We start from the raw sequence: 21,360 nt of genomic DNA, 5'->3' as shown, positions 1-21,360 counted from the left end.
TTCAGCTCGTACACAGAGTCGAAACCCCGTGTCTGCAGGGAGTCTTCAATGCGCCTGTGACCAGCCGCCAGCCCTCACCGTGAAAGGTTGCGCAACCGTGATGAGGCGGCAGGCGTGCATTATGCGGACGCGGGAACCGGCTGAGCGGACAATTCACTCCGGTCCGACAGGGCGCCATGGGGTCCGGAATGCGACACGGTGACCGATGTGGTGAGAATGCCCGGGCGGTGCGCCAACTCCCCCCGAAACGGGACGGAATGGGGCCGGGTCAACCCGGAGATTTCCGGCGGCAGTTGGAGCGAGAGCCGGGTGAACGGTTTCAGTACGTCCCGTGCGGCGGCGGGTACCCGTAGCCCGCGACGGGGGCGGGGGCTGCCGGGGCCGCGTGCGCCTCGCGGTCGTAGAACGGGCGGGCGTTGGCGCGCAGCCACAGGGCGACGGGGTCGTGCTCGTCGGACATCGCGACCGTGGAGACGGGCAGCCCGTCGGGCACGGCGACGACCGACTGCTGCATCATCGCGCGCACCGCGTCCACGGACACCGGCGACGTGTCGTACACATCGAGGCCGATCGCCAGATAGGGCGCGCCGAGCGTCGGCTGGACCCAGGCGCGGCGCAGCGAGCGGATCGCGGTGGTGCGGTACGCGTTCTGCGTGAGCAGGGCGTAGAACTGCGGGATCTCGATGGCGGGGTCGCTCAGGCGCAGCGGTCCGGCGGGCTGGCGGTCGAGGCCGCCCGCGATGCGGCGCAGGTCGAGCCACGGGATGCCGACGCCACCGCCGGGCGCGTGCGGGTTGAGCCAGAGGCCGTAGTGGTCGGGGTAGAGCGTGCGGGCCGCGTCGACCCCGCCGACGACCTCGTACGCGCGGCTCCATCCGGAGGCGGACAGCTCCTGGGCGGAGGTGACACAGGGGGCGTACGAGAAGCCGTCGACCTCCATGTTCCCGTACTGCGCGTCGGGGGAACCGGCCTGGCCGTGCCAGAGCAGCATCCACACCTGACCGGCGCCCGGGTCCGCGAGCGCGTTGAGCAGCGCCTCGTAGGCGTCGTAACGCCCCGGCGTCACCTGGCGCAGCATGTGCTCGACCTGACCGGCCGCGGCCGTGCCCGACGCACTCACCCGTAACCGCCCCTTCGTGACGTACCCGACGATTTCGACCCGCTCCCCGTGGCGGGACCGCCCAGACAGGTCATGAAACCAGCTTAAGCGGCGATCCTGGCACCGACTTGACGTACGCGCGGCCGACGACTTTCCCGTGTTTCCCGAACGGGGACCGGCGCCGGGCTTATCAGTGACCCTGCGTGTAGAACGGCCGCAGCGTGGCGCGCATCCAGTCACCGACCGGGTCCTGGGTGATGTCGAGCAGGACGAGGTTCACCGGCCAGGGCGCGGGAGCCCGGCCGAGGGCGCGGCCCAAAGCGTCCATGGGCAGGTTGCGCGCGGGGCCCTCCCACTGCGACAGCTCGACGCCAACGAAGAGGAGGGGGTCGCCGCCCTCGACGCTGGCGAGGCAGCGGCGGGCGGTCAGGACGACGCCGGACGCCTCGAACTCCTCGCGCACGGCGGCCAGGAAGTCGACCGGGTCGTCCTGCCAGTCGGGCTCGTAGAGGCTGACCCGGCCACCCGTGGCGGGCCCGTCCAGCGGCGTACGGCCGGACTTGCACAGCTCGGCGACGGCGGGCGGGGGCAGCGGGACGCCGACGGCGCCGTCCGGATTCACCGCGATGCCGACCTGCGGGGGCAGCCCGCGCGCGAACTCGACGGCCGGCGCGACCGTGCAGCCCATCCGGTCGCCGACGACCGCGAGGAACTGCTCCTCGGAGCTGAAGACGGGCACATAGGCCTGGCCCTCGATCTCCAGCGTCGGCAGGTCGAGGTTCGGGCTGCCGGGACCGCCGCCCTGGGGCAGCGGTATCCACACCCGGCTGCGCCCGAGGACCTCGACGATCCGGCCGCCCGCCGAGTCGGCCCCGAGGGAGGCGGCGAGCACCTCCTCGAGCTCGTTCGCCGGCCACCCGCCGTACGGATGTGCGTGAGCCTGCGCCGGAATGTCCATGTGCCTACCACCCGCTCTGGAACCGCTCTGTCTGCGGCCGAACCCTAGCGCGTACGGGTGACAGAACACCCTCCGCGTCCGTGCGCGCACAGAGGGTCGCGACCGGTCAACTCCCCTCGAACCCGATCCCGTTCAGCACATCCGTCGCGTCCCGGTCGAGCAGCACCGCGGACGCGCAGCCCCACGGCAGGTCACCGCGCTCGGCGGACTCCACCAGGCCCGCGACCGCGCGGCGGTGCCGGGCGAACGCGTAGCGCGAGACCCCGCGGCCGCGGTCCCGCTGGCCCGCGAGCGCCGTGTCCGCGTCGACGTCGAGCAGCATCAGATGCAGGTCCGCCCCGCGCCGCCCGGCCTCCTTGGCCAGCCAGCGCCGCACCCAGCGTTGCGTGCCGCAGTCGTGCAGGACGACGCTGCCTCCCGAGCGCAGGGCCCGCCGCAGCCCAGCGAAGTGCGCGAGCCGCACGAGCGGGCGGTACACGGCGTACGGGAGCAGCCGCGGCAGCCGGGCCGCCCAGCGGTCACGCGTGTCCTGCGAGTCGATGCGCACGGCACCCCCGGCACCGACCGCGCGGCGCATCAGCGTGGACTTGCCACTGCCCGGGAGCCCCGAGACCACGATCAGGTCACCCCGCGCGAAGCCGAGGCGCCTCGGCGTGCGGCCGCCTCTGCCGCGCAGATCCCTGACGACCGGACCGCGCCCTGTCGCCGCCCCGGGGCGGGGCACAGCACGCTGCCCGACTCCTGCCGCCGCGTACGCACCCGGCACTGCCTTGTGCACCGTGATCGTCCTCCCCGTTCGGTCACGCCACCCTTGCCCGTCAAGTGTAAAGAGACGGTAATGCCCTACAAGTGGTTTCCCCGTACGGTCGGCATGCAATGATGTGCGCGCCAAGAGCACGACCAACTGCATACCGGCCGCTTGAATCCGCGCGGGAGAGCTCCCCGGACGCCTACGCGTCCCCGGGGGCGCCGAAGGAGCAAGTTCCTCCCTTGAATCTCTCAGGCCCCGTACCGCGCGGGCGAGGCATATCTGAAAAGCGGGCGGCCCTCGGCCGCTCCACCCAAGGTGCAAGCCGCGACCACCTGTACGTGTGGCGCCGGCGAACCTCTCAGGTTCCGATGACAGATGGGGAGGAAGACCATCGCCCTCGTCTGTCATGCCTGGGATCCTGGAGCACCACTCATGAACAACGTCCCCCGTAAGACCGCCCTCGACGCCCTGCACCGCTCGCTGGGCGCGACGATGACCGACTTCGCGGGCTGGGACATGCCGCTGCGGTACGGCAGCGAGCGCGACGAGCACATCGCGGTCCGCACCAAGGCGGGCCTCTTCGACCTCTCGCACATGGGCGAGATCACCGTCACCGGGCCGCAGGCCGTCGATCTCCTCGACTACGCCCTCGTCGGCAACATGTCCACGATCGGCCCCGGCCGCGCCCGCTACACCATGATCTGCCAGGAGGACGGCGGGATCGTCGACGACCTGATCGTCTACCGCCTGGGCGAGCACGAGTACATGATCGTCGCCAACGCGGGCAACGCGCAGATCGTCCTCGACGCGGTCACCGAGCGCGCCGCCGGCTTCGACGCCGAGGTCCGCGACGACCGCGACGCGTATGCGCTGATCGCCGTCCAGGGCCCCGAGTCCCCCGGCATCCTGAAGTCCCTCACGGACGCCGACCTGGACGGTCTCAAGTACTACGCGGGCCTGCCCGGCACCGTCGCCGGCGTCCCGGCCCTCATCGCCCGCACCGGCTACACCGGCGAGGACGGCTTCGAGCTGTTCGTCGCCCCGGAGCACGCCGAGAAGCTGTGGCAGGCGCTGACCGACGCGGGCGCGCCGGTCGGGCTCGTCCCCGCCGGCCTCTCCTGCCGCGACACGCTGCGCCTGGAGGCCGGCATGCCGCTGTACGGGCACGAGCTGACGACGGCGCTGACCCCCTTCGACGCCGGTCTCGGCCGCGTCGTGAAGTTCGAGAAGACCGGCAACGAGGGCCGCTTCGTGGGCCGCGAGGCGCTCGAGGCAGCCGCCGAGCGCGCCGAGACCGCCCCGCCGCGCAAGCTCGTCGGCCTGATCGCCGAGGGCCGCCGGGTGCCGCGCGCCGGGATGTCCGTGGTCGCCGACGGCAAGGTGATCGGCGAGGTCACCTCCGGCGCCCCCTCCCCCACGCTCGGCAAGCCGATCGCCATCGCCTATGTGGACGCGGCGCACGCCGCCCCCGGCACCGAGGGCGTGGGCGTGGACATCCGCGGCGCCCACGAGCCGTACGAGGTCGTGGCGCTGCCGTTCTACAAGCGCCAGAAGTAGTCCGACCAGTCCTCACGGGGGCCGCCGGAAGTAACCCAGCGCACACCCCTCTCGTTCCGCAGCACCCACCCGCGTACAGGAGAATTCAGATCATGAGCAACCCCCAGCAGCTGCGCTACAGCAAGGAGCACGAGTGGCTGTCGGGCGCCGAGGACGGCGTCTCGACGGTCGGCATCACCGAGTTCGCGGCCAACGCGCTCGGCGATGTCGTCTACGCCCAGCTCCCCGAGGTCGGTGACACGGTGACCGCGGGCGAGACCTGCGGCGAGCTCGAGTCGACCAAGTCCGTCAGCGACCTGTACTCCCCGGTCACCGGCGAGGTCGTCGAGGCGAACCAGGACGTGGTGGACGACCCGTCGCTGGTGAACTCCGCCCCGTTCGAGGGCGGCTGGCTGTTCAAGGTCCGCACCTCGGAAGAGCCGAAGGACCTGCTCTCCGCGGACGAGTACGACGCGTTCTCCGGCTCCGGCAACTAGGGACACCACGACCATGTCGCTCATGAACACCCCGCTGCACGAGCTCGACCCGGACGTCGCCGCCGCGCTCGACGCCGAGCTGCTCCGCCAGCAGTCCACCCTCGAGATGATCGCGTCGGAGAACTTCGCTCCGGTCGCCGTCATGGAGGCCCAGGGCTCGGTCCTGACCAACAAGTACGCCGAGGGCTACCCCGGCCGGCGCTACTACGGCGGCTGCGAGCACGTCGACGTCACCGAGCAGATCGCCATCGACCGGGTCAAGGACCTCTTCGGCGCCGAGTACGCCAACGTCCAGCCCCACTCCGGCGCCTCCGCCAACCAGGCCGCCCTCTTCGCGCTCGCCAAGCCCGGCGACACGATCCTCGGCCTGGACCTCGCCCACGGCGGCCACCTCACCCACGGCATGCGCCTGAACTTCTCCGGCAAGCAGTTCGACGTGGTCGCGTACCACGTCGACGAGGCCGGTCTCGTGGACATGGCCGAGGTCGAGCGCCTCGCCAAGGAGCACCGCCCCAAGGTGATCATCGCGGGCTGGTCCGCCTACCCGCGCCGGCTGGACTTCGCCGCGTTCCGCCGCATCGCGGACGAGACCGGCGCCTACCTGTGGGTCGACATGGCCCACTTCGCCGGACTCGTCGCGGCCGGGCTGCACCCCAACCCGGTCGAGTACGCGGACGTGGTGACCTCCACCACACACAAGACGCTCGGCGGGCCGCGCGGCGGGATCATCCTCGCGAAGAAGGACTTCGCGAAGAAGCTGAACTCGTCCGTCTTCCCCGGCTTCCAGGGCGGCCCCCTGGAGCACGTGATCGCCGCCAAGGCCGTCTCCTTCAAGGTCGCCGCGAGCGAGGACTTCAAGGAGCGCCAGCAGCGCACCGTCGAGGGCGCCCAGATCCTCGCCGCCCGTCTGACCTCGGACGACGCCCGCGCCGCCGGCGTGAACGTGCTGTCCGGCGGCACCGACGTGCACCTGGTCCTGGTCGACCTGCGCGAGTCCGAGCTGGACGGCCAGCAGGCCGAGGACCGCCTCCACGAGGTCGGCATCACGGTCAACCGCAACGCCGTCCCGAACGACCCGCGTCCCCCGATGGTCACCTCGGGCCTGCGGATCGGCACCCCGGCCCTGGCCACCCGCGGCTTCCGGGCCGAGGACTTCACCGAGGTCGCCGACATCATCGCCGAAGCGCTGAAGGCGCCCGCTCCCTTCGGGGGTACTGACGCGGCGTCCCTCAAGGCCCGCGTCACCGCTCTCGCCGAGAAGTACCCCCTGTACCCCGGCCTGAAGTAGTTTCGTACGCATTTGTACGTCTGAAAGTTCGGGGCACCGCGCACACTGGACAGTGAGAGCGGTGCCCCGCCCCATACAACCGCCCCCCCTGTAGCCCTGCGCACCGCCCCGGCGGACAACGGCGTCCGCCGAAACCCACCTAGGAGTTCCCCCGTGGCCATCTCGGTCTTCGACCTGTTCTCGATCGGCATCGGCCCGTCCAGCTCCCACACGGTCGGCCCGATGCGGGCGGCCCGCATGTTCGCGCGCCGCCTGAAGAACGAGGGCCTGCTCGCCCACACCGCCGCGATACGCGCCGAGCTCTACGGGTCCCTCGGCGCCACCGGACACGGCCACGGCACCCCCAAGGCGGTCCTGCTCGGCCTGGAGGGCGACTCCCCCCGCACCGTCGACGTGGAGAAGGCCGACGACCGCATCGAGGCGATCAAGGGGTCCGGGAAGCTCAGCCTGCTCGGCGTCCACGAGATCCCGTTCGGCTTCGACGACGACCTGGTCCTGCACCGCCGCAAGGCACTCCCGTACCACGCCAACGGCATGACGATCTTCGCCTACGACCACGAGGGCGCCCTCCTCCTGGAGAAGACGTACTACTCGGTGGGCGGCGGCTTCGTCGTCGACGAGGATGCCGTGGCCGGCGAGAACCCGATCGTGCCCGACGACACGGTCCTCAAGTACCCCTTCCGCACCGGCGACGAGCTGCTCCGCCTCGCCGAGGAGACCGGCCTGTCCATCTCCGCGCTGATGCTGGAGAACGAGAAGGCCTGGCGCACCGAGGACGAGATCCGCTCCGGACTCCTCGACATCTGGCGCGTCATGCAGGCCTGCGTCTCGCGCGGCATGTCCCGCGAGGGCATCCTGCCCGGCGGCCTCAAGGTCCGCCGCCGCGCCGCGAACTCGGCCCGCCAGCTGCGCGCCGAGGGCGACCCGATGGCCCGCGCCATGGAGTGGATCACCCTCTACGCGATGGCCGTCAACGAGGAGAACGCCGCGGGCGGCCGCGTCGTGACCGCGCCCACCAACGGCGCCGCGGGCATCATCCCCGCGGTCCTGCACTACTACATCAACTTCGTGGCCGGCGGGGCCTCCCAGGAGGAGAAGGACGAGGGCGTCGTCCGCTTCATGCTCTCCGCGGGCGCCATCGGCATGCTCTTCAAGGAGAACGCCTCCATCTCCGGCGCCGAGGTCGGCTGCCAGGGCGAGGTCGGCTCCGCCTGCTCGATGGCCGCGGGCGCCCTCGCCGAGGTCCTCGGCGGCACCCCCGAGCAGGTCGAGAACGCCGCCGAGATCGGCATGGAGCACAACCTCGGCCTGACCTGCGACCCCGTCGGCGGCCTCGTCCAGATCCCCTGCATCGAGCGCAACGGCATGGCCGCCGTGAAGGCCGTCACCGCGGCCCGCATGGCGATGCGCGGCGACGGCAGCCACAAGGTCTCCCTCGACAAGGTCATCAAGACCATGAAGGAGACCGGCGCCGACATGTCCGTCAAGTACAAGGAGACGGCGCGGGGCGGCCTCGCCGTCAACATCATCGAGTGCTGACGATCAGCGGGGGCTGAGGGCGGCGGCCGTCACAGGGTCGCCGTCGTGCCCTCCCCCGCCCCGCTTCCCGCGAGCCACTGGTCCCAGCTCAGGTTGAACGCCGCGTAGCCGTTGTCGGCCGGAGCCTTGGCGCGCGGCGAGCCCGTGATCGTGACGGGATCGCCCTGCTTGACCTGGCCGTAGAACCACTTGGCGTCGGACAGCGACAGGTGGACGCAGCCGTGCGAGCCGCGGGCCGAGCCGCTGCCCGGGTTCGGGTCACCGGTCGAGTAGTGGACGTACGTGCCGGACTGGGTGAGGTGGACGTCCCAGGGCAGCGTCAGGTCGTAGTAGTTGGCGCTGCCCTTGTCGCAGCTGATGCCGACGCTGCAGGAGGTCATGTGGACCTTCTCCTGCTTGTCGATGACGGCCATCGTGCCGTTCCACGTCGGGAACTCGGCGCTGCCCGCGTTGATCGACAGCGTCCGCACGGCCTGGCCGTTCTTGGTGACCTTCATGGTGTGACCGGTGACGGAGACGTCGGCCCGGACGTCGTCGCCGACCGTGAAGGAGTGCGTGTAACCGTGCACGCCGTAGCGGCCGTTGCCGTTGCTGACGCCCTTCATGTCGGCGTCGACCTTCACCTTCGTACCGGAGGGCCAGTACGTCTTGGGGCGCCAGTCGGCGCGCCTGTCGCCGAACCAGTGCCAGGCGCCGGCCACCGGCTGCGACGTGCTGACCTTCATGTGCTTCTCGACGGAGGCGCGCGCCTTGGCGGCCACGGGGTTGGTGAAGACCACCGAAATCGGCATCGCCACGCCGACCTTGGCGTCGCTCAGCGGAGTTATCGTCTCCAGGAGCATCGGCGGACCCTTGGGCTTCGCCGGTGAGGGCTTGGCGCTCGCGCCCGGCTTCCCCACCGCCTTCCCGTCGTTCCCGCCCGCCGCCTTGTCGCCACTGCCGCCGCCGCAGGCGCTCGCGCCCACCAGCACCGCGACCGTCACGAGCGCGACCCCTATTCCGCCCTTGCGCCGTCCCACGACCTGCCCCACTCTCCGATTCAACCCATGCCCCCCAACGGGCCCAACTCACTGTCAGACAGTGACAGGGCTCCGGCAGTTGCAGGGGCTCATGTAAAGCGTGTTCCAAGACTGCGGCCACCGAAACGTCCAGGCGGCGCGCCTCGCCGCACAGGCGGATCAACGCGGGGAAACAGGTACCCCGACGGGATCGGATCGGGGACGATGGATTTTCGACCTCGTCGCCCCACCGACCAGGAGGCCAGCATGCTGCGCGGCATCGATGTCAGCTCGTACCAGTCCACGTTCGACACGGAAGGCCTGTCGTTCGTCTTCATCAAAGCTACGGAGGGGCGCAGTTACGTCAATCCACGGCTCACCGCCCAGACGAAGCTGGCCCGTGACGGCGGCTGCGTCGTCGGCTTCTACCACTTCCTGTGGCCGGGCAACCTCACGGCGCAGGCCGAGTACTTCGTCAGCAAGGCCCCCGAAAAGGCGGGCGACGTGCTGGCCGTGGACTGGGAGACGACCGGGGACGGCACCCGCGCGAGCAACGCGGAGAAGGACCGCTTCATCCGCGAGGTGAAGCGCCTGCGCCCCCATCACCGGGTGGTGCTCTACACGAACCGCGACTTCTGGCTGAATGTGGACACGACGTCCTACGCCGGTGACGGGCTCTGGATCGCCGACTACGTGACGGCCGGCAAGCCGCGTATCAAGGCGGCCTGGAAGTTTCATCAGTACACCGACCGGCCGCTCGACAAGGACGTCGCGCATTTCACCAGCAAGGGCGCGCTGCGGGACTGGGCCACCCCGTGACGCGCCCCCCGCACCCGGTGACTCAGGCACGCCACTCCGCCGTGCGTTCCGGGGACGCCTCGGCCAGGGCCTTGCGGATGGTGTCCGCGTCCGCCGCGAGGCCGTAGACGGGGGTGCCGGGCTGCTGGCGCCAGGACTCGTCGAGGCTGCCCGTGTCCACGGAGTCGAAGCCGATCCCGTCGAGCAGGCCGCGTACGACCGCCTTGGCCGCCTCGTCGTCGCCGGCGACGGGCAGGGCGATGCGCTCGGGGTCGCCCTGGGGGCGCGGCTTGTCGAGGAGTTCGTGGGCGTAGGTGCCGTTGAAGACCTTGACGACGGGGTGGCCGATCTGGAGCTCGGTCCAGCGGCTCTCGGGCATGCCCTCCTCGATGGCGGCGATGCGGCCGTCGCGCTGCTGCGGGTAGTAGTTGCCGGTGTCGATGACGGTGACGCCTTCCGGCGCGTCGTCGAGGAGGTCGTCGGGCAGGCCGGGGACGGCCTTCATGGGGACGGTCACCACGACGACGTCGGCGCCGCGAGCGGCCTCGGCGACGGTCACCGGCGTGGCACCGGTCTCCTCGGCGAGGTCGCGCAGGGTCTCGGGGCCGCGCGAGTTGGCCACGGACACGTCGTGGCCGGCCGCGGTGAAACGACGGGTGAGGTTGCCGCCGATGTTGCCGGCGCCGATGATGCCGATCTTCATGTCGAGCCCTTCCCGAGGAGCGTGCGGTACGCGCGTGGTCACGTACCTCCTGGTTCGGCCAGGCTATGCGCGAGTGCCGTGCGAACGGCTCCGCACACGCCCTGGCCGGACACCTCCACTCGCACACCCCCTGGTCCGTGCGCGCCGACTTCCCCCGCATCACGGCCAGTTCCTCCCGCCAACAGGCGCAGGGGGCGCCCGCCGGGATCCCGGCGGGCGCCCCCTGAAAGACGCTGGAGCTGAGGTATCGGCGCTCAGGCCTTGTTCAGGTTCGCCCAGAACTCGTCGAACGAGAGGACCTTGTCCCCGTTGGCGTCCTGCCGGGCGATGAGCACCTCGGCGACCGACTCGGTGACGTTGAAGTCGCCCATCTGAGCCATCGCGCTCTTGTACTCGGCCGCTGTGATGAAGCCGTCGCCGTCCGCGTCGAACCGCTGGAACGCCTTGCGTGCTTCCTCGATGTCCGCCACCGGGTCCACCCCTTCTTGCTGTAACACTGACGGAGGTCAGATTAACGGGCGGTACGAGCGCGCAGTGCGGCGACCACCCACGCGAACTCCTCGTTGTGCCGGGGCAGCGTCTCCAGGCCCCGCACCAGGGACACCAGGTCACGGAAACGGGCCACGTCGTCGTTGGCCGCGGCCTCCATGCGCTCCAGTACGGCGGCCGGGTCGGCGTTGCCGAGCAGGCCCCGCAGCACCTCCTCCGCCTCGGGCGACTCGGGAGCGACGCCGCGCTCGCGCGCCTCCCCGGCGAGCTGCACCAGGCGGCTCATGAACCACAGCGAGCTGCCCGGCGGCACATCGGGCCCGCGGTCGGCGGCGTTGAACTCGATCATGCGGCGCATGTGCGCCCGGAAGTCCGGGTCCTGCATCAGCTCGGCCAGCTCGACCCACGCGTCGACCTGTTCGGTCGTCGGGTCGTCCGGCAGGTCGGGGACCATGACCCGGATCCGGGTGCGGATGTCCGGGTCGGCGGCGTCCAGACCGCCGAAGGTCTGCTCCATGAAGTCGTCGATGATGTGCTTGCGCTCGGCGGCGCTCAGCCGTGCCAGCTTGTTCATCAGGGCCATCTCCTCTGCGCTCGAGTTCCTCTTCGCGACGGTCGACAGGACGGCCCGGTTCAGCCGCAGCGAGCGGATCTGCGCGTCGAGCGCCGCCACGTGCGCGGCGGCCACGGACGCGATGTCCGACTCTCCGTCCACCACGCTGCGTACGTCGTCCAGGCCGAGGCCCAACTCCCTCAGAGTGCGGATGAGTTCGAGCCGGGCGAGGGACTGCGCGTCGTACAGGCGGTAGCCGCCCTGGCTGCGTCCGACGGGCGGCAGGGCGCCCACGTCGGACCAGTAGCGGATGGTGCGCACCGACAGGCCGGTGCGCCGGGACAGCTGCCCGATGGTGAGCAGCCGCGGGCCGTCGTCGATCATGTTGAGGAGTCTGGGCCTTCCAGTGGGTGGAGACTCAAGAGAGCCGAGGGGGAACGTCATGCCGGGCACTGTGCGGGACATTCTGGATGCCGCGGCGCGAGGGGTCTTCCCTCCGCCGGACGGGGGCACGACGGTGGTGCCGCAGGCGGATCACCGGGACGCGGGGGTGCTGGCCTTCACCGCCCACTCGGTGGTGTTCACGGACGAGGACCCGCAGTGGGTGCACGAGACGCTGCGCGGGCTGGACTGCGATCCGCTGGCGGCGACGATGAGTCCGCGGTTTCTCGGCGCGCTCATGGAGCGGACGGGGCGCCGCCATGACACGACGGACCTGCTCACCGTGGCCCCGGCGCTGCCGGGCGAGCCGCCGGTGGCCCTGAAACAGATCGCGGACCCGGACCATCCGCGGGTGGTGCGGGCGCGGGTGCGCCGCGACGACGTGCGGATGTGGGCGGCGGACGGCGGGGTGCTGGTCCTCGGGCGCGGCGTCGCGGGCCGCTGGGAGACGGCGATCGAGGTCGACGAGGGGGCGCGCCACCGGGGCCTCGGCCGGCTCCTCGCGGTGGCCGCCCGGCATCTGGTCCCGGACGGCGGACCGGTGTGGTCCCAGCAGTCCCCCGGGAACGCCCGCAGTGTGCGGGCGTTCCAGGCGGCCGGTTACCGTCCCGTCGGCGCGGAGGCGCTGTTCGTCGCGCCCCGCCGGCCCTAACGGAAGATGCCGGTGTGGCCGAGGGAGTAGCGGCCGGGCTGCGGGTACACGGCCAGGCCGTGCGGGCCGTCACCGACGGGGATGCGGGCGATCTGCTTCCCCGTACGCGTGTCGATGGCGTACACCTCGGAGTTGTAACGGCCGGAAAGCCACAGGACCTTGCCGTCGGAGGAGACGCCGCCCATGTCGGGGCTGCCGCCGTCGGGCAGCGTCCACTTCTTGGTCAGCTTGTTCTTCGCGAAGTCGAAGATGGAGATGGTGCCCTCGCCGCGGTTGGAGATGTACATCTCGCGGGAGTCCCGGCTGACGTAGAGCCCGTGGGTGCCCTTGCCGGTGGGCAGGAGCTTGGGGGTGGTGAACTTCTTGCCGTCCAGGACCCACATGCCGTTGGCCACCATGTCGGCGATGTAGAACGTCTTGCCGTCCGGGGAGAGCTTGACGTCCTGCGGCATGGCGCCCTTGAAGGGCAGCCGCTCCTGGCGGACGACCTTCATCTTCGCGGTGTCGACCTTGAGGAGTTCGCCGCTGAACTCGCAGGAGACGATGAAGTACCGGCCGTCGGCCGAGAAGTCGGCGTGGTTGACGCCGTAGCAGCCGACGGGCACGGTCTTGACCGTCTTCATGGTGTGCGCGTCGCGGAAGACCAGTTCACGGTCGAGCGAGGCCATCACGATGGAGTACTTGCCGTCGGGCGTGAAGTAGAGGTTGTACGGGTCGTGCACGTCCACCGTCTTGCCGGCCCTGCCGGTCTTGGGGTCGATGGGCGTGAGCGTGTTGCCCTTGTCGTTGTTGACCCACAGCGTCTTCATGTCCCAGGACGGCACGACGTGCTGCGGCTGGCTCCCGACGTTGATCGTCTCGATGACCTTGTACGTCCTGGGGTCGATGACGGAGACGGTGTCGGACTCGGTGTTGGGCACGTAGATCCGGGACGGGAAGTCCTTGACGACCGGCGACAGCTTGCCTGGGCGGTCGGCGGCGTAGATGTCCTTGGGGTCGAGGACGGGCGGCATGCCGGGCAGGCCCTGCGCGACCGGCTTGGGCTTCGGCTTGGCGGGCTTGACGCCGTGCGTGCCGAGCGCCTCGGTGGCCCGGTGCTCCTTGGCGCCGGTGCCGCAGCCCGCGAGGGCCGTGAGGACCGTGGCGGCGGCGATCAGTGCGGCGGTGCTGGTGCGGCGGGGTGTCATGTCAGCAGCTCCGTGGTGGTCACCGCGGCGAGGCCGCGGCGGTCGAGGTCTTCCAGGAGGGCGGGGAGCGCGGCGACCGTGTCCGCGTAACCGAAGTGCAGGCTCACGACCGAGCCTTCGCGGATCTCCGAGCTGACCTTGCGGGTCACCGCGGCGGCGCCCGGCGAGGTGTAGTCGAGGGAGTCGACGTCGTACGACAGGACGTGCGGGTAGCCGGCCGTGCGCGCCAGGCTCTCGACGAGCGGAGTCGCCCGCTGGGTGCGCGAGGGCCGGAACCAGGTGCCGATGGAGCCGGTGAGGCGGCGGATACGGTCGGCGCAGCCGGTGATCTCCGCGCGTGCCTCGGCCTCGGACATCGTGTTGATGTCGCGGTGGTGCAGCGTGTGGTTGCCCAGGTCGTGGCCGCCGTCGAGGATGCGCCGGGCCACGGCGGGGTGCTCGTCGAGCCAGGTGCCGACGGCCAGGACGGTCACCCTGGCGTGGGCCCGCTCGGCCTCCTTGAGGAGCGCGTACGCGACGGCCGGGTCGCCCTGGCCGTGGAAGGTGAGGGCGACGCGGGGACGGCCCCGCGGGCCGTGGTCGATCTGGGCGGGCTGCCCGGGGAAGCGGCGGGGGGCCGGGGCCGGCGGGGCGGCACGGGCGGGGCGGGCCGGGCTCGCGGAGTGCCCGGCGGCCACCGGGTCGTGGGCGGTGGTGGAGCAGCCGGTGGTGAGGGCGGCGGCGGTGAGTCCGGCGCCGAAGCGGAGGGCTCCGCGGCGGTCGGTCGTGGTCACCGTCCCATTTAAGGCCAATGACAGACAAGTGGGACTTATCAACCCGAGGGTCTTAATGAATACTGGATGGCCTCGTTAATAAATCTTCATTTGCCAGGCTCGTGGCCCAGGTCACCGAGGATTCATTTGTCCTCATGGGCCAGGGTCTGCCATAGTCGGGAACACGACCCCCATTGACCCGGGCTCGGTCGTCGTCAGAGGCCGTGGATAACACCCCAATCGTCCACGGCGCTCCACGAAAGCCCCCGCGGCGCCCCACAAGGCGAAAACGGGGGCTTTCGCGTGCCCCGGCGCCGGCACTCAGCGGTCGGCGACCCGCATCTCGAACCAGGTGGTCTTGCCGCGCGGCAGCAGATCCACGCCCCAGCGGTCGGAGAGCTTGTCGACCAGACAGAGTCCGCGCCCGCTGATGTCGAGCTCGTGGACGGGCATCAGACAGGGGAGCCCGCGCGAGGGATCACGCACCTCGACCCTGATCCAGCCGCGCCTGCGGACCATCCGTAACCCGAAGATCCTGGCCCCCGTGTGCCGCACCGCGTTGCCGACGAGCTCGGAGACGAGGAGCACGACGTCCTCGGTCATCTTCGGGGAGAGTCCCCAGTGCCTCAGGACGACCACCTGGGCGAGCCTGCGCGCGGTCGCCGCCGACTCGGGCCGCGACGGCAGCGGCACCTCTGCCTCGGCCGGATTCCCGAACAACTCCAGTGCTTTCAGAGCCCGTTCGTCCTCGACCGCAGGCGACCAGCGCGCCGCGGTCGCACTCCCGTGCCTCCGCGGCTGTTCGATACCCTCCAGCCCCGCCATGCCCCCATCATGGCTGCCCAGAGCGGGTTCCGGGGCCGTTCCTGCCGAATAAGCCCCCCGGAACCTTCCATTCCGGGGGGCTGGTTTGGCATATGACACTGGCAGATAGACCCTCGCCGCATACCTGCTGAGCTGCGACGATCGCGCGATTCGGCCCGATCAACGACCTCGGCGGCCCTCAAGTCCTTAAGGTTCTCTTAAGGCTGCGATAAACCGCTCCAACGAGGGACAGCGGTGAGACATCCCGTCAACTGCAAGTGGATCAGGGGAAGTTGATACGGGTGTCCGCGCCGCGGTCCGCGTGCCGGCGAACCGGGCCGCCTAGAGGAACTTGGCCTTGCCCGGGCCCTCTTCGACGAAGCTCCGCATCCCGCGCTCGCGGTCCTCGGTGGCGAACAGGCCCGCGAACCAGTTCCGCTCGACGGCGAGACCGGTGTCGATGTCCGTCTCCAGGCCCACGTCGATGGACTCCTTCGCGGCCCGCAGCGCGAGCGCCGGCCCCTGCGCCAGCTTCGCGGCCCAGGCGTGCGCCTGCTCGTAGACCTCGGCGGCGGGCACGACCCGGTCCACCAGGCCGATGGCGAGGGCCTCTTCGGCCTTCACCTGGCGGCCGGTGAAGATGAGGTCCTTCGCCCTGGAGGGGCCGACCAGGCGCGCGAGGCGCTGCGTGCCGCCCGCGCCGGGGATCAGGCCGAGCAGGATCTCGGGCTGGCCGAGCTTCGCGTTGTCCGCGGCGATGCGGAAGTCGGCGCACAGCGCGAGTTCGCAGCCGCCGCCGAGCGCGTAGCCGGTGACCGCGGCGACGACCGGCTTGGGGATGCGCGCGACGGCCGTGAACGAGTCCTGCAGGGCGCGGGAGCGCACGATCATGGCCGCGTGGTCCATGGCCTGCATCTCTTTGATGTCCGCGCCCGCGGCGAACGCCTTGTCGCTGCCGCGGACGACCACGGCGCGCACGTCGTCGCGGCGCGAGGCCTCCTCGGCGAGCTCCTTGATGCGGTCCTGGGTGGCGATGTCCAGAGCGTTCATCGGCGGCCGGTCGAGCCGGATCGTGCCGACGCCTTCGGCGACTTCGAGGTAGGCAGTCATAGACAGCAGGTTAGTGCGCGTTAACGGGAGAGGCCCGGTGCACTTGGTCACAGTGCGCCGGGCCTCTTCGCGTAGGGACAGAAGCAGTCAGGGACGGTGGGGCGTCAGGCCTTCCACTTGTCCCAGGACATGTTCCAGCCGTTGAAGCCGTTGTCCGGGGCCACCGTCCGGTCCTGCGAGTTCTTCACCTCGACGACGTCACCGATCATCGAGCTGTTGAAGAACCAGGCCGCCGGCACCTTGCTGTCGTAGCCGCCGCGCACGTCGCGCAGGCCCACGCAGCCGTGGCTGGCGTTGTAGTTGCCGAAGGCGTCGCCGCCCCAGTAGTTGCCGTGGATGAACGTCCCGGACGTCGTCAGGCGCATGGCGTGCGGCACGTCCTTGATGTCGTACTCGCCGCCGTAGCCCACCGTTTCGCCGTTCATGCGGGTCACCGTGAGCTTCTCGCTGATGACCATCTGGCCGTTCCACGTGGAGTAGCCCGGCTTGCCCGTGGTGACCGGGACCTTCTTGATGGTCTTGCCGTCGCGCTTCACGGTCATCATGTGCGTCTTGGCGTCGACCGTGGAGACCTGGCTGCGGCCGATCGTGAACTTCACGGTCTTGGCCTGCTTGCCGTAGACGCCCGGCCGGCCCTCGACGCCGTCGAGGTTGAGCTTGACGGTCACCTCGGTGCCCGCGGCCCAGTACTTCTCGGGGCGGAAGTCGAGGCGGTCGTTGCCGAACCAGTGACCCTCGACGGGCACGGACGGCTCCGTCGTGATCTCGATGGCCTTCTCCACGTCCTCCGGGTGCGTGATGCCCCGCGTGAAGTGGACCGAGAACGGCATGCCGACGCCGACCTTCGAACCGTCCTCCGGCGTGAACTGGCCGACGAACGTGTTCTTCGGGACCAGCGTCGTGAACGCCACGTCCTTCGCGGACGCGCGGCCCTCGGAGTCCTTGGCGACCGCGTGGACCTTGTACTTGGTGGAGGCGGCCAGGTGGTGCGCGGGCGTCCACCTGGCGCCGCCGTCCACGATCTCGCCCTCGACCGGGTTGCCCTTGGTGTCGGCGACCTTCACCTCGGTCAACTTGCCCTTGTCGGCGGTGATCCGGAGGTCTCCGCTGGTGGCCACGCCGTCCGCGCCGTCCTTCGGGGCGATGGCGACGACGGCCTGGGACGGCTTGTCGGAGTCCGCCTTGCCCGAGTCGCCGCCCTTGCCCTCACTCCCCGAACCGGAGCCGCCGCCCCCTCCGCCGCAAGCCGTGGCCAGCAGCAGAGCGGCCCCCAGCAGAGCCCCCGATATCGGTCGTCGCCCGTTCACGATCTTGTCTCCCCTCGCGCAAGGCCGGTCAGGCCCCCACCCCAGCGCGCCCTGGCGCGCACTGCGACAGATAACCACACGACCTGCAGTTATGGATCCCCAGCTATGTCACCGTTCAGTCCCAACTGGTCCTGCTCTGACGGAGCGTGAGGCGGGGCGTGGGGTGAGGCGTGGGGCAGGGCGTGGGGCGGGGCAAGGGCCGGGCCGGCCGGCCGCGCGCGGGGCTCAGCGTGCGGCCGTGCCCGCCGTCCAGTCCTTCCAGGTCATGTTCCAGCCGCTGAGGCCGTTGTCGGGAGCGACCACCTTGTCCTTGCTGTTGACCACCTCGATGACGTCGCCGACGAGGGTGTGGTCGAAGAACCAGCCCGCGGGCGAATCCTCGCTGCCGCCTCTCTCATCGGCCAGCCCGATGCAGCCGTGGCTGATGTTGCGTTCGCCGAAGGCCTCCGATGTCCAGTAGTTGCCGTGCAGGAACGTTCCGGATGTCGTCAGCCGGATGGCGTGCGGCACGTCGGGGACGTTGTACTCACCGCCGAACCCGACGGTGCGGCTGTCCATCCGGGTCATCTCGAACATCTCGCTGACGACCATCTTCCCGTTGTACGTGGGAGTCTTGGCCGCCCCGGCGGTGATGGGGATGGTCTCGACGGGTTCGCCGGCGCGGCGTACGTCCATGGTGTGTTCGTCCGCGTCCACCACACTGACCTGGCTGCGGCCGATGGTGAAGGCGATCTTCTTGTGCTGCACGCCGTACACACCGGGGGCCGACTCCACGTCCCGCAGCCCCAGGTCGACGGTGACCTCCGTGCCCGGCTTCCAGTACTCGCGCGGCCGGAAGTCGAGGCGGGACTTGCCGAACCAGTGCGGGGCGATGTCCACGGCGGGCTTCGCCCTGACGCGGATGGCGCGCTGGACGGCGGCACGGTCCTCGATGGCCCTGTTGAACTCGAGCGAAACGATCATGCCGGTGCCGACGGTGGACCGGTCCTCCGGCGTGACGTAGCCGACGAACCGCTTGGCGGGGACGGACGTGGTGAAGGTGGTGTGGCGGGCCGCGCGATGACCGTCCTCGTCGAGCGCGACCACGTCCACGGTGTACTTGGCGGCGCGTGCGAGCCGCCGTTCGCCGGTCGGCCGCCATCGCGTGCCGTCCTCGTCGATCCGGCCGTTGACCGGGACCTCCTCTCCGTCCTGGAGCTTCACGACCTTGACCGATTGCAGATGCCCGTCCGGCACCGTCACCTCGATCGTCCCGTCGGCCCCTACGTTCTTGGTCCCGTTGGCCGGGACGACCTTGATCGCGTCTTCGGGGGACCGCGACTTGCCGAGCAGATCTTCCGCGGCGGTGCATCCGGTGACTCCGGTCAGCACCACCGCCCAGGTCAGTACGGCGGCCAGCGTGGCCCCTGCGTGTCTCACAGCTGTTCTCACGCCGGGCCCAACGACCGTCACCCCACCGGGGAAACGTGAGTGCGACCCAAGCTCTGGGCAGAACACTGGGGAGGACGACGCGACGGGGAGCCGCGGCCGGGACGCCGCACGCCCTTCCCCTGCCGGTGGCGCCGGCCCGACCGAGCCGCGGGAGGCATGACAGGTGGCGAGCGCACCCGAGCAGGAGGCAGCACAGGATGCCCTGGTGGAACGGCCCGCGGGGCTTCCGCAGGCGCGCTCCGCACCCGGAAGGAAGGGCCGCCGCACGAGAGAGCGGCCGCCGCCCGTCGAACCGGTCCGGCCGGGCGCCCCGACCCCGCTGGGCGCGCGCTTCCGGGTCGGGCCCGACGGCACGGCGGGCACCAACTTCGCGCTCTGGGCGGGCGGTGCGGAGTCGGTCGACCTCTGTCTCTTCGACGAGGCGGGCCGCGAGCGCCGCGCCCCGCTGACCGAACTGACGCACGAGATCTGGCACGGCTTCGTCCCCGATGTGCTGCCGGGACAGCGGTACGGGTTCCGGGTGCACGGCCGCTGGGACCCGTGGACCGGCGCCCGCTGGAACCCGGCGAAGCTGCTCCTCGACCCGTACGCGCGCGCCGTGGACGGCGACTTCGGACTGCCGCCGGAGGTCTACGGCCACGTGCGCGACTGGCCCGAGCAGCATGTGGCCGACACCGTGCGCGACGACCGGGACTCGGCGCCGTACGTCCCCAAGGGGGTGGTCGTCCACGACGACGCGCCCGACGACGAGTGGGCGGACGACCGCCGTCCGAAGACGCCGTGGGCGGACTCGGTGATCTACGAGCTGCATGTGAAGGGGTTCACCCAGCGGCACCCGGGGATCCCGGAGGAGCTGCGGGGGACGTACGCGGGGCTGGCGCATCCCGCGGCGGTGGAGCACCTGGTGAAGCTGGGGGTGACGGCGGTCGAGCTGCTGCCCGTGCACCAGTTCGCCCACGAGGACCACCTGCTGCGCCGGGGGCTGCGCAACTACTGGGGCTACAACTCCATCGGCTACTTCGCCCCGCACGCGGCGTACGCGGCGTCCGGGACGGGCGGACAGCAGGTCGGCGAGTTCAAGCGGATGGTGCGGGCGCTGCACGAGGCCGGTATCGAGGTCATCCTCGACGTGGTCTACAACCACACGGCGGAGGCCGGCGAGCTCGGCCCGACCCTGTCCCTGAAGGGCATCGACAACCGCGGCTACTACCGCCTCCAGGACGACGCGCGCCGGTACGCGGACTACACGGGCTGCGGCAACACCCTGCACGTCGTGCAGCCGCACGTGCTGCGCCTGCTCACCGACTCCCTGCGCTACTGGGTGACGGAGATGGGTGTGGACGGCTTCCGCTTCGACCTGGCGGCGGCGCTCGCCCGCTCGATGCACGACGTGGACATGCTGTCGCCGTTCCTCGCGGTGATCGCGCAGGACCCGGTCCTGCGGCGGGTGAAGCTGATCGCGGAGCCGTGGGACGTGGGCTCGGGCGGCTACCAGGTCGGCGCCTTCCCACCTCTGTGGACGGAGTGGAACGACCGCTACCGCAATGCCGTCCGGGACTTCTGGCGCGGCGCCCTGCCCGATGTGCGCGACCTCGGCTACCGGCTGTCCGGGTCGAGCGACCTGTACGCGTGGGGCGGCCGGCGCCCGTACGCGTCGGTCAACTTCGTCACCGCCCACGACGGGTTCACGCTGCGCGACCTGGTCTCGTACGGCCGCAAGCACAACGAGGCCAACGGCGAGGGCAATCGCGACGGCACCGATGACAACCGTGCCTGGAACTGCGGCGCGGAGGGTGAGACATCGGACGAGGACGTACTCGCCCTGCGCAGGCGGCAGTTGAGGAATCTGCTGACGACGCTGCTGCTGTCCACCGGGGTGCCGATGCTCGTCGCCGGTGATGAGCTGGGGCGCACGCAGCGCGGCAACAACAACGCGTACTGCCAGGACAACGAGATCAGCTGGGTGGACTGGTCGCTCCTCGAAGAGCCGGGCTGGCGGGCCCTGTTCGACCTGACCTCTCGGCTCATCGCGCTGCGGCACGCGCATCCGGTGCTGCGGCGACGCGCGTTCTTCTCCGGGCGCGCGCACTCGGCGGACGGGCTGCGGGACCTCGCGTGGTTCACGGCCCGCGGCACGGAGATGACGGAGCGGGACTGGTACGCGCCGGCGGCGACGCTGGGGATGTACCTCTCCGGGCGCGACATCCCGGGCCGCGACGCGCTGGGCGCACCAGTGACGGACGACAGTTTCCTCGCGGTCCTGCACGCCGGGGACGCCCCGCAGGGCTATGTCCTGCCCGGCGGTCCGTGGGCACGTACGTACGAGGTCGTGGTGGACACGTCGCTGGAGGGGCAGGAGGACGCGCCGGCGGTGACGCACGCGGCGGGGGCGGTCATCACTGTGCCGGGGCGGACGGTGCTGCTGCTGCGGGCGCTCCCCTCGGACCAGGGGGAGGGCTGACGCCGA

The 21,360-nt window shown here is 70.7% G+C and carries 20 protein-coding genes and 2 riboswitches; of the genes, 7 read left to right on the top strand and 13 right to left on the bottom strand.

Features of this window, described 5'->3' with window-relative positions:
• Positions 1-319: 319 nt before the first annotated feature.
• The 3 genes from ACWIGU_RS31195 to ACWIGU_RS31185 all read right to left on the bottom strand — a co-directional run bounded on the left by ACWIGU_RS31195 (position 320) and on the right by ACWIGU_RS31185 (position 2,841).
• Positions 320-1,120, bottom strand: a complete 801-nt coding sequence (locus ACWIGU_RS31195) for an enhanced serine sensitivity protein SseB C-terminal domain-containing protein (RefSeq protein WP_454405020.1) — start codon at positions 1,118-1,120, stop codon at positions 320-322.
• 169 nt (positions 1,121-1,289) lie between these two features.
• On the bottom strand, positions 1,290-2,057 hold the full coding sequence (locus tag ACWIGU_RS31190; protein ID WP_454405019.1) for an enhanced serine sensitivity protein SseB: 768 nt from the start codon (positions 2,055-2,057) through the stop codon (positions 1,290-1,292).
• Between the two features lie 106 nt (positions 2,058-2,163).
• A complete protein-coding gene (locus ACWIGU_RS31185) occupies positions 2,164-2,841 on the bottom strand; it encodes an AAA family ATPase (protein ID WP_454405087.1) in 678 nt (225 codons plus the stop codon).
• 136 nt (positions 2,842-2,977) lie between these two features.
• Positions 2,978-3,081: riboswitch (glycine riboswitch) on the top strand.
• Positions 3,082-3,193: riboswitch (glycine riboswitch) on the top strand.
• Positions 3,194-3,240: 47 nt separating this feature from the next.
• Here ACWIGU_RS31185 and gcvT point away from each other — a divergent pair.
• The 4 genes from gcvT (at position 3,241) to ACWIGU_RS31165 (ending at position 7,668) form a co-directional block, all read left to right on the top strand.
• The gene (gene gcvT / locus ACWIGU_RS31180) at positions 3,241-4,365 is read left to right on the top strand and encodes a glycine cleavage system aminomethyltransferase GcvT (protein ID WP_454405018.1); all 1,125 of its coding nucleotides are present in this window, start codon (positions 3,241-3,243) and stop codon (positions 4,363-4,365) included.
• Positions 4,366-4,457: 92 nt separating this feature from the next.
• A complete protein-coding gene (gene gcvH, locus ACWIGU_RS31175; RefSeq protein WP_100598297.1) occupies positions 4,458-4,841 on the top strand; it encodes a glycine cleavage system protein GcvH in 384 nt (127 codons plus the stop codon).
• A 13-nt stretch (positions 4,842-4,854) separates the two neighbouring features.
• Entirely contained in the window at positions 4,855-6,129 is a 1,275-nt protein-coding gene (gene glyA / locus ACWIGU_RS31170; protein ID WP_454405017.1) for a serine hydroxymethyltransferase, read from the top strand.
• A gap of 153 nt (positions 6,130-6,282) precedes the next feature.
• Positions 6,283-7,668: an L-serine ammonia-lyase gene (locus ACWIGU_RS31165; RefSeq protein WP_454405016.1), complete on the top strand. Its 1,386-nt coding sequence runs from the start codon at positions 6,283-6,285 to the stop codon at positions 7,666-7,668.
• Between the two features lie 29 nt (positions 7,669-7,697).
• On the opposite strand, the gene ACWIGU_RS31160 is transcribed toward ACWIGU_RS31165, so the two are convergent.
• On the bottom strand, positions 7,698-8,699 hold the full coding sequence (locus ACWIGU_RS31160) for a L,D-transpeptidase (RefSeq protein ID WP_454405015.1): 1,002 nt from the start codon (positions 8,697-8,699) through the stop codon (positions 7,698-7,700).
• 234 nt (positions 8,700-8,933) lie between these two features.
• Here ACWIGU_RS31160 and ACWIGU_RS31155 point away from each other — a divergent pair, with 234 nt between their 5' ends.
• Positions 8,934-9,485 carry a glycoside hydrolase family 25 protein gene (locus ACWIGU_RS31155; RefSeq protein ID WP_454405014.1) on the top strand — a complete coding sequence of 184 codons (552 nt, stop codon included), beginning with the start codon at positions 8,934-8,936 and terminating at the stop codon, positions 9,483-9,485.
• 22 nt (positions 9,486-9,507) lie between these two features.
• Here the strand turns inward: ACWIGU_RS31155 and ACWIGU_RS31150 are convergent, their stop codons facing one another.
• The 3 genes from ACWIGU_RS31150 to ACWIGU_RS31140 all read right to left on the bottom strand — a co-directional run bounded on the left by ACWIGU_RS31150 (position 9,508) and on the right by ACWIGU_RS31140 (position 11,593).
• Positions 9,508-10,167, bottom strand: coding sequence for an NADPH-dependent F420 reductase (locus tag ACWIGU_RS31150; protein WP_454405086.1), 660 nt, complete (start codon positions 10,165-10,167; stop codon positions 9,508-9,510).
• A gap of 254 nt (positions 10,168-10,421) precedes the next feature.
• Positions 10,422-10,637, bottom strand: a complete 216-nt coding sequence (locus tag ACWIGU_RS31145; RefSeq protein ID WP_266559865.1) for an EF-hand domain-containing protein — start codon at positions 10,635-10,637, stop codon at positions 10,422-10,424.
• Between the two features lie 41 nt (positions 10,638-10,678).
• The gene (locus ACWIGU_RS31140) at positions 10,679-11,593 is read right to left on the bottom strand and encodes a helix-turn-helix domain-containing protein (protein ID WP_454405013.1); all 915 of its coding nucleotides are present in this window, start codon (positions 11,591-11,593) and stop codon (positions 10,679-10,681) included.
• A gap of 58 nt (positions 11,594-11,651) precedes the next feature.
• Between ACWIGU_RS31140 and ACWIGU_RS31135 the strand changes: the two genes are divergently transcribed.
• Complete coding sequence (locus ACWIGU_RS31135; RefSeq protein ID WP_454405012.1) at positions 11,652-12,302, top strand: GNAT family N-acetyltransferase; 651 nt, start codon at positions 11,652-11,654, stop codon at positions 12,300-12,302.
• On the opposite strand, the gene ACWIGU_RS31130 is transcribed toward ACWIGU_RS31135, so the two are convergent.
• The 6 genes from ACWIGU_RS31130 to ACWIGU_RS31105 form a co-directional block, all read right to left on the bottom strand.
• Positions 12,299-13,489 carry a YVTN family beta-propeller repeat protein gene (locus tag ACWIGU_RS31130; protein ID WP_454405011.1) on the bottom strand — a complete coding sequence of 397 codons (1,191 nt, stop codon included), beginning with the start codon at positions 13,487-13,489 and terminating at the stop codon, positions 12,299-12,301. The two genes, ACWIGU_RS31135 and ACWIGU_RS31130, sit on opposite strands and share 4 nt — an antisense overlap.
• A complete protein-coding gene (locus ACWIGU_RS31125) occupies positions 13,486-14,262 on the bottom strand; it encodes a polysaccharide deacetylase family protein (protein WP_454405010.1) in 777 nt (258 codons plus the stop codon). The genes ACWIGU_RS31130 and ACWIGU_RS31125 overlap by 4 nt, the downstream gene beginning before the upstream one ends.
• A gap of 300 nt (positions 14,263-14,562) precedes the next feature.
• Positions 14,563-15,171 (bottom strand): ATP-binding protein, encoded by a 609-nt coding sequence (locus ACWIGU_RS31120; protein WP_454405085.1) that lies wholly within the window; start codon positions 15,169-15,171, stop codon positions 14,563-14,565.
• A gap of 216 nt (positions 15,172-15,387) precedes the next feature.
• Positions 15,388-16,155 (bottom strand): enoyl-CoA hydratase/isomerase family protein, encoded by a 768-nt coding sequence (locus tag ACWIGU_RS31115; protein ID WP_454405009.1) that lies wholly within the window; start codon positions 16,153-16,155, stop codon positions 15,388-15,390.
• 104 nt (positions 16,156-16,259) lie between these two features.
• The gene (locus tag ACWIGU_RS31110) at positions 16,260-17,462 is read right to left on the bottom strand and encodes a L,D-transpeptidase (protein WP_454405008.1); all 1,203 of its coding nucleotides are present in this window, start codon (positions 17,460-17,462) and stop codon (positions 16,260-16,262) included.
• Positions 17,463-17,687: 225 nt separating this feature from the next.
• Positions 17,688-18,881, bottom strand: a complete 1,194-nt coding sequence (locus tag ACWIGU_RS31105; protein WP_454405007.1) for an Ig-like domain-containing protein — start codon at positions 18,879-18,881, stop codon at positions 17,688-17,690.
• A 175-nt stretch (positions 18,882-19,056) separates the two neighbouring features.
• Between ACWIGU_RS31105 and glgX the strand changes: the two genes are divergently transcribed.
• On the top strand, positions 19,057-21,354 hold the full coding sequence (glgX, locus tag ACWIGU_RS31100) for a glycogen debranching protein GlgX (RefSeq protein WP_454405006.1): 2,298 nt from the start codon (positions 19,057-19,059) through the stop codon (positions 21,352-21,354).
• Positions 21,355-21,360 lie beyond the last annotated feature (6 nt).

Source organism: Streptomyces sp. NPDC055400, from assembly GCF_053644375.1.
Note: the sequence above shows the minus strand (reverse complement) of the source record. Positions and strands in the feature narration are given on the sequence as shown.

Bases quoted from the DNA above. Each gene is read 5' to 3' on its own strand.
- gcvH (WP_100598297.1), top strand. From the start codon at position 4,458: ATGAGCAACCCCCAGCAGCTGCGCTACAGCAAGGAGCACGAGTGGCTG.
- glyA (WP_454405017.1), top strand. From the start codon at position 4,855: ATGTCGCTCATGAACACCCCGCTGCACGAGCTCGACCCGGACGTCGCC.
- gcvT (WP_454405018.1), top strand. From the start codon at position 3,241: ATGAACAACGTCCCCCGTAAGACCGCCCTCGACGCCCTGCACCGCTCG.
- ACWIGU_RS31155 (WP_454405014.1), top strand. From the start codon at position 8,934: ATGCTGCGCGGCATCGATGTCAGCTCGTACCAGTCCACGTTCGACACG.
- ACWIGU_RS31140 (WP_454405013.1), bottom strand. From the start codon at position 11,593: ATGATCGACGACGGCCCGCGGCTGCTCACCATCGGGCAGCTGTCCCGG.
- ACWIGU_RS31190 (WP_454405019.1), bottom strand. From the start codon at position 2,057: ATGGACATTCCGGCGCAGGCTCACGCACATCCGTACGGCGGGTGGCCG.
- ACWIGU_RS31130 (WP_454405011.1), bottom strand. From the start codon at position 13,489: ATGACACCCCGCCGCACCAGCACCGCCGCACTGATCGCCGCCGCCACG.
- ACWIGU_RS31115 (WP_454405009.1), bottom strand. From the start codon at position 16,155: ATGACTGCCTACCTCGAAGTCGCCGAAGGCGTCGGCACGATCCGGCTC.
- ACWIGU_RS31150 (WP_454405086.1), bottom strand. From the start codon at position 10,167: ATGAAGATCGGCATCATCGGCGCCGGCAACATCGGCGGCAACCTCACC.
- ACWIGU_RS31135 (WP_454405012.1), top strand. From the start codon at position 11,652: ATGCCGGGCACTGTGCGGGACATTCTGGATGCCGCGGCGCGAGGGGTC.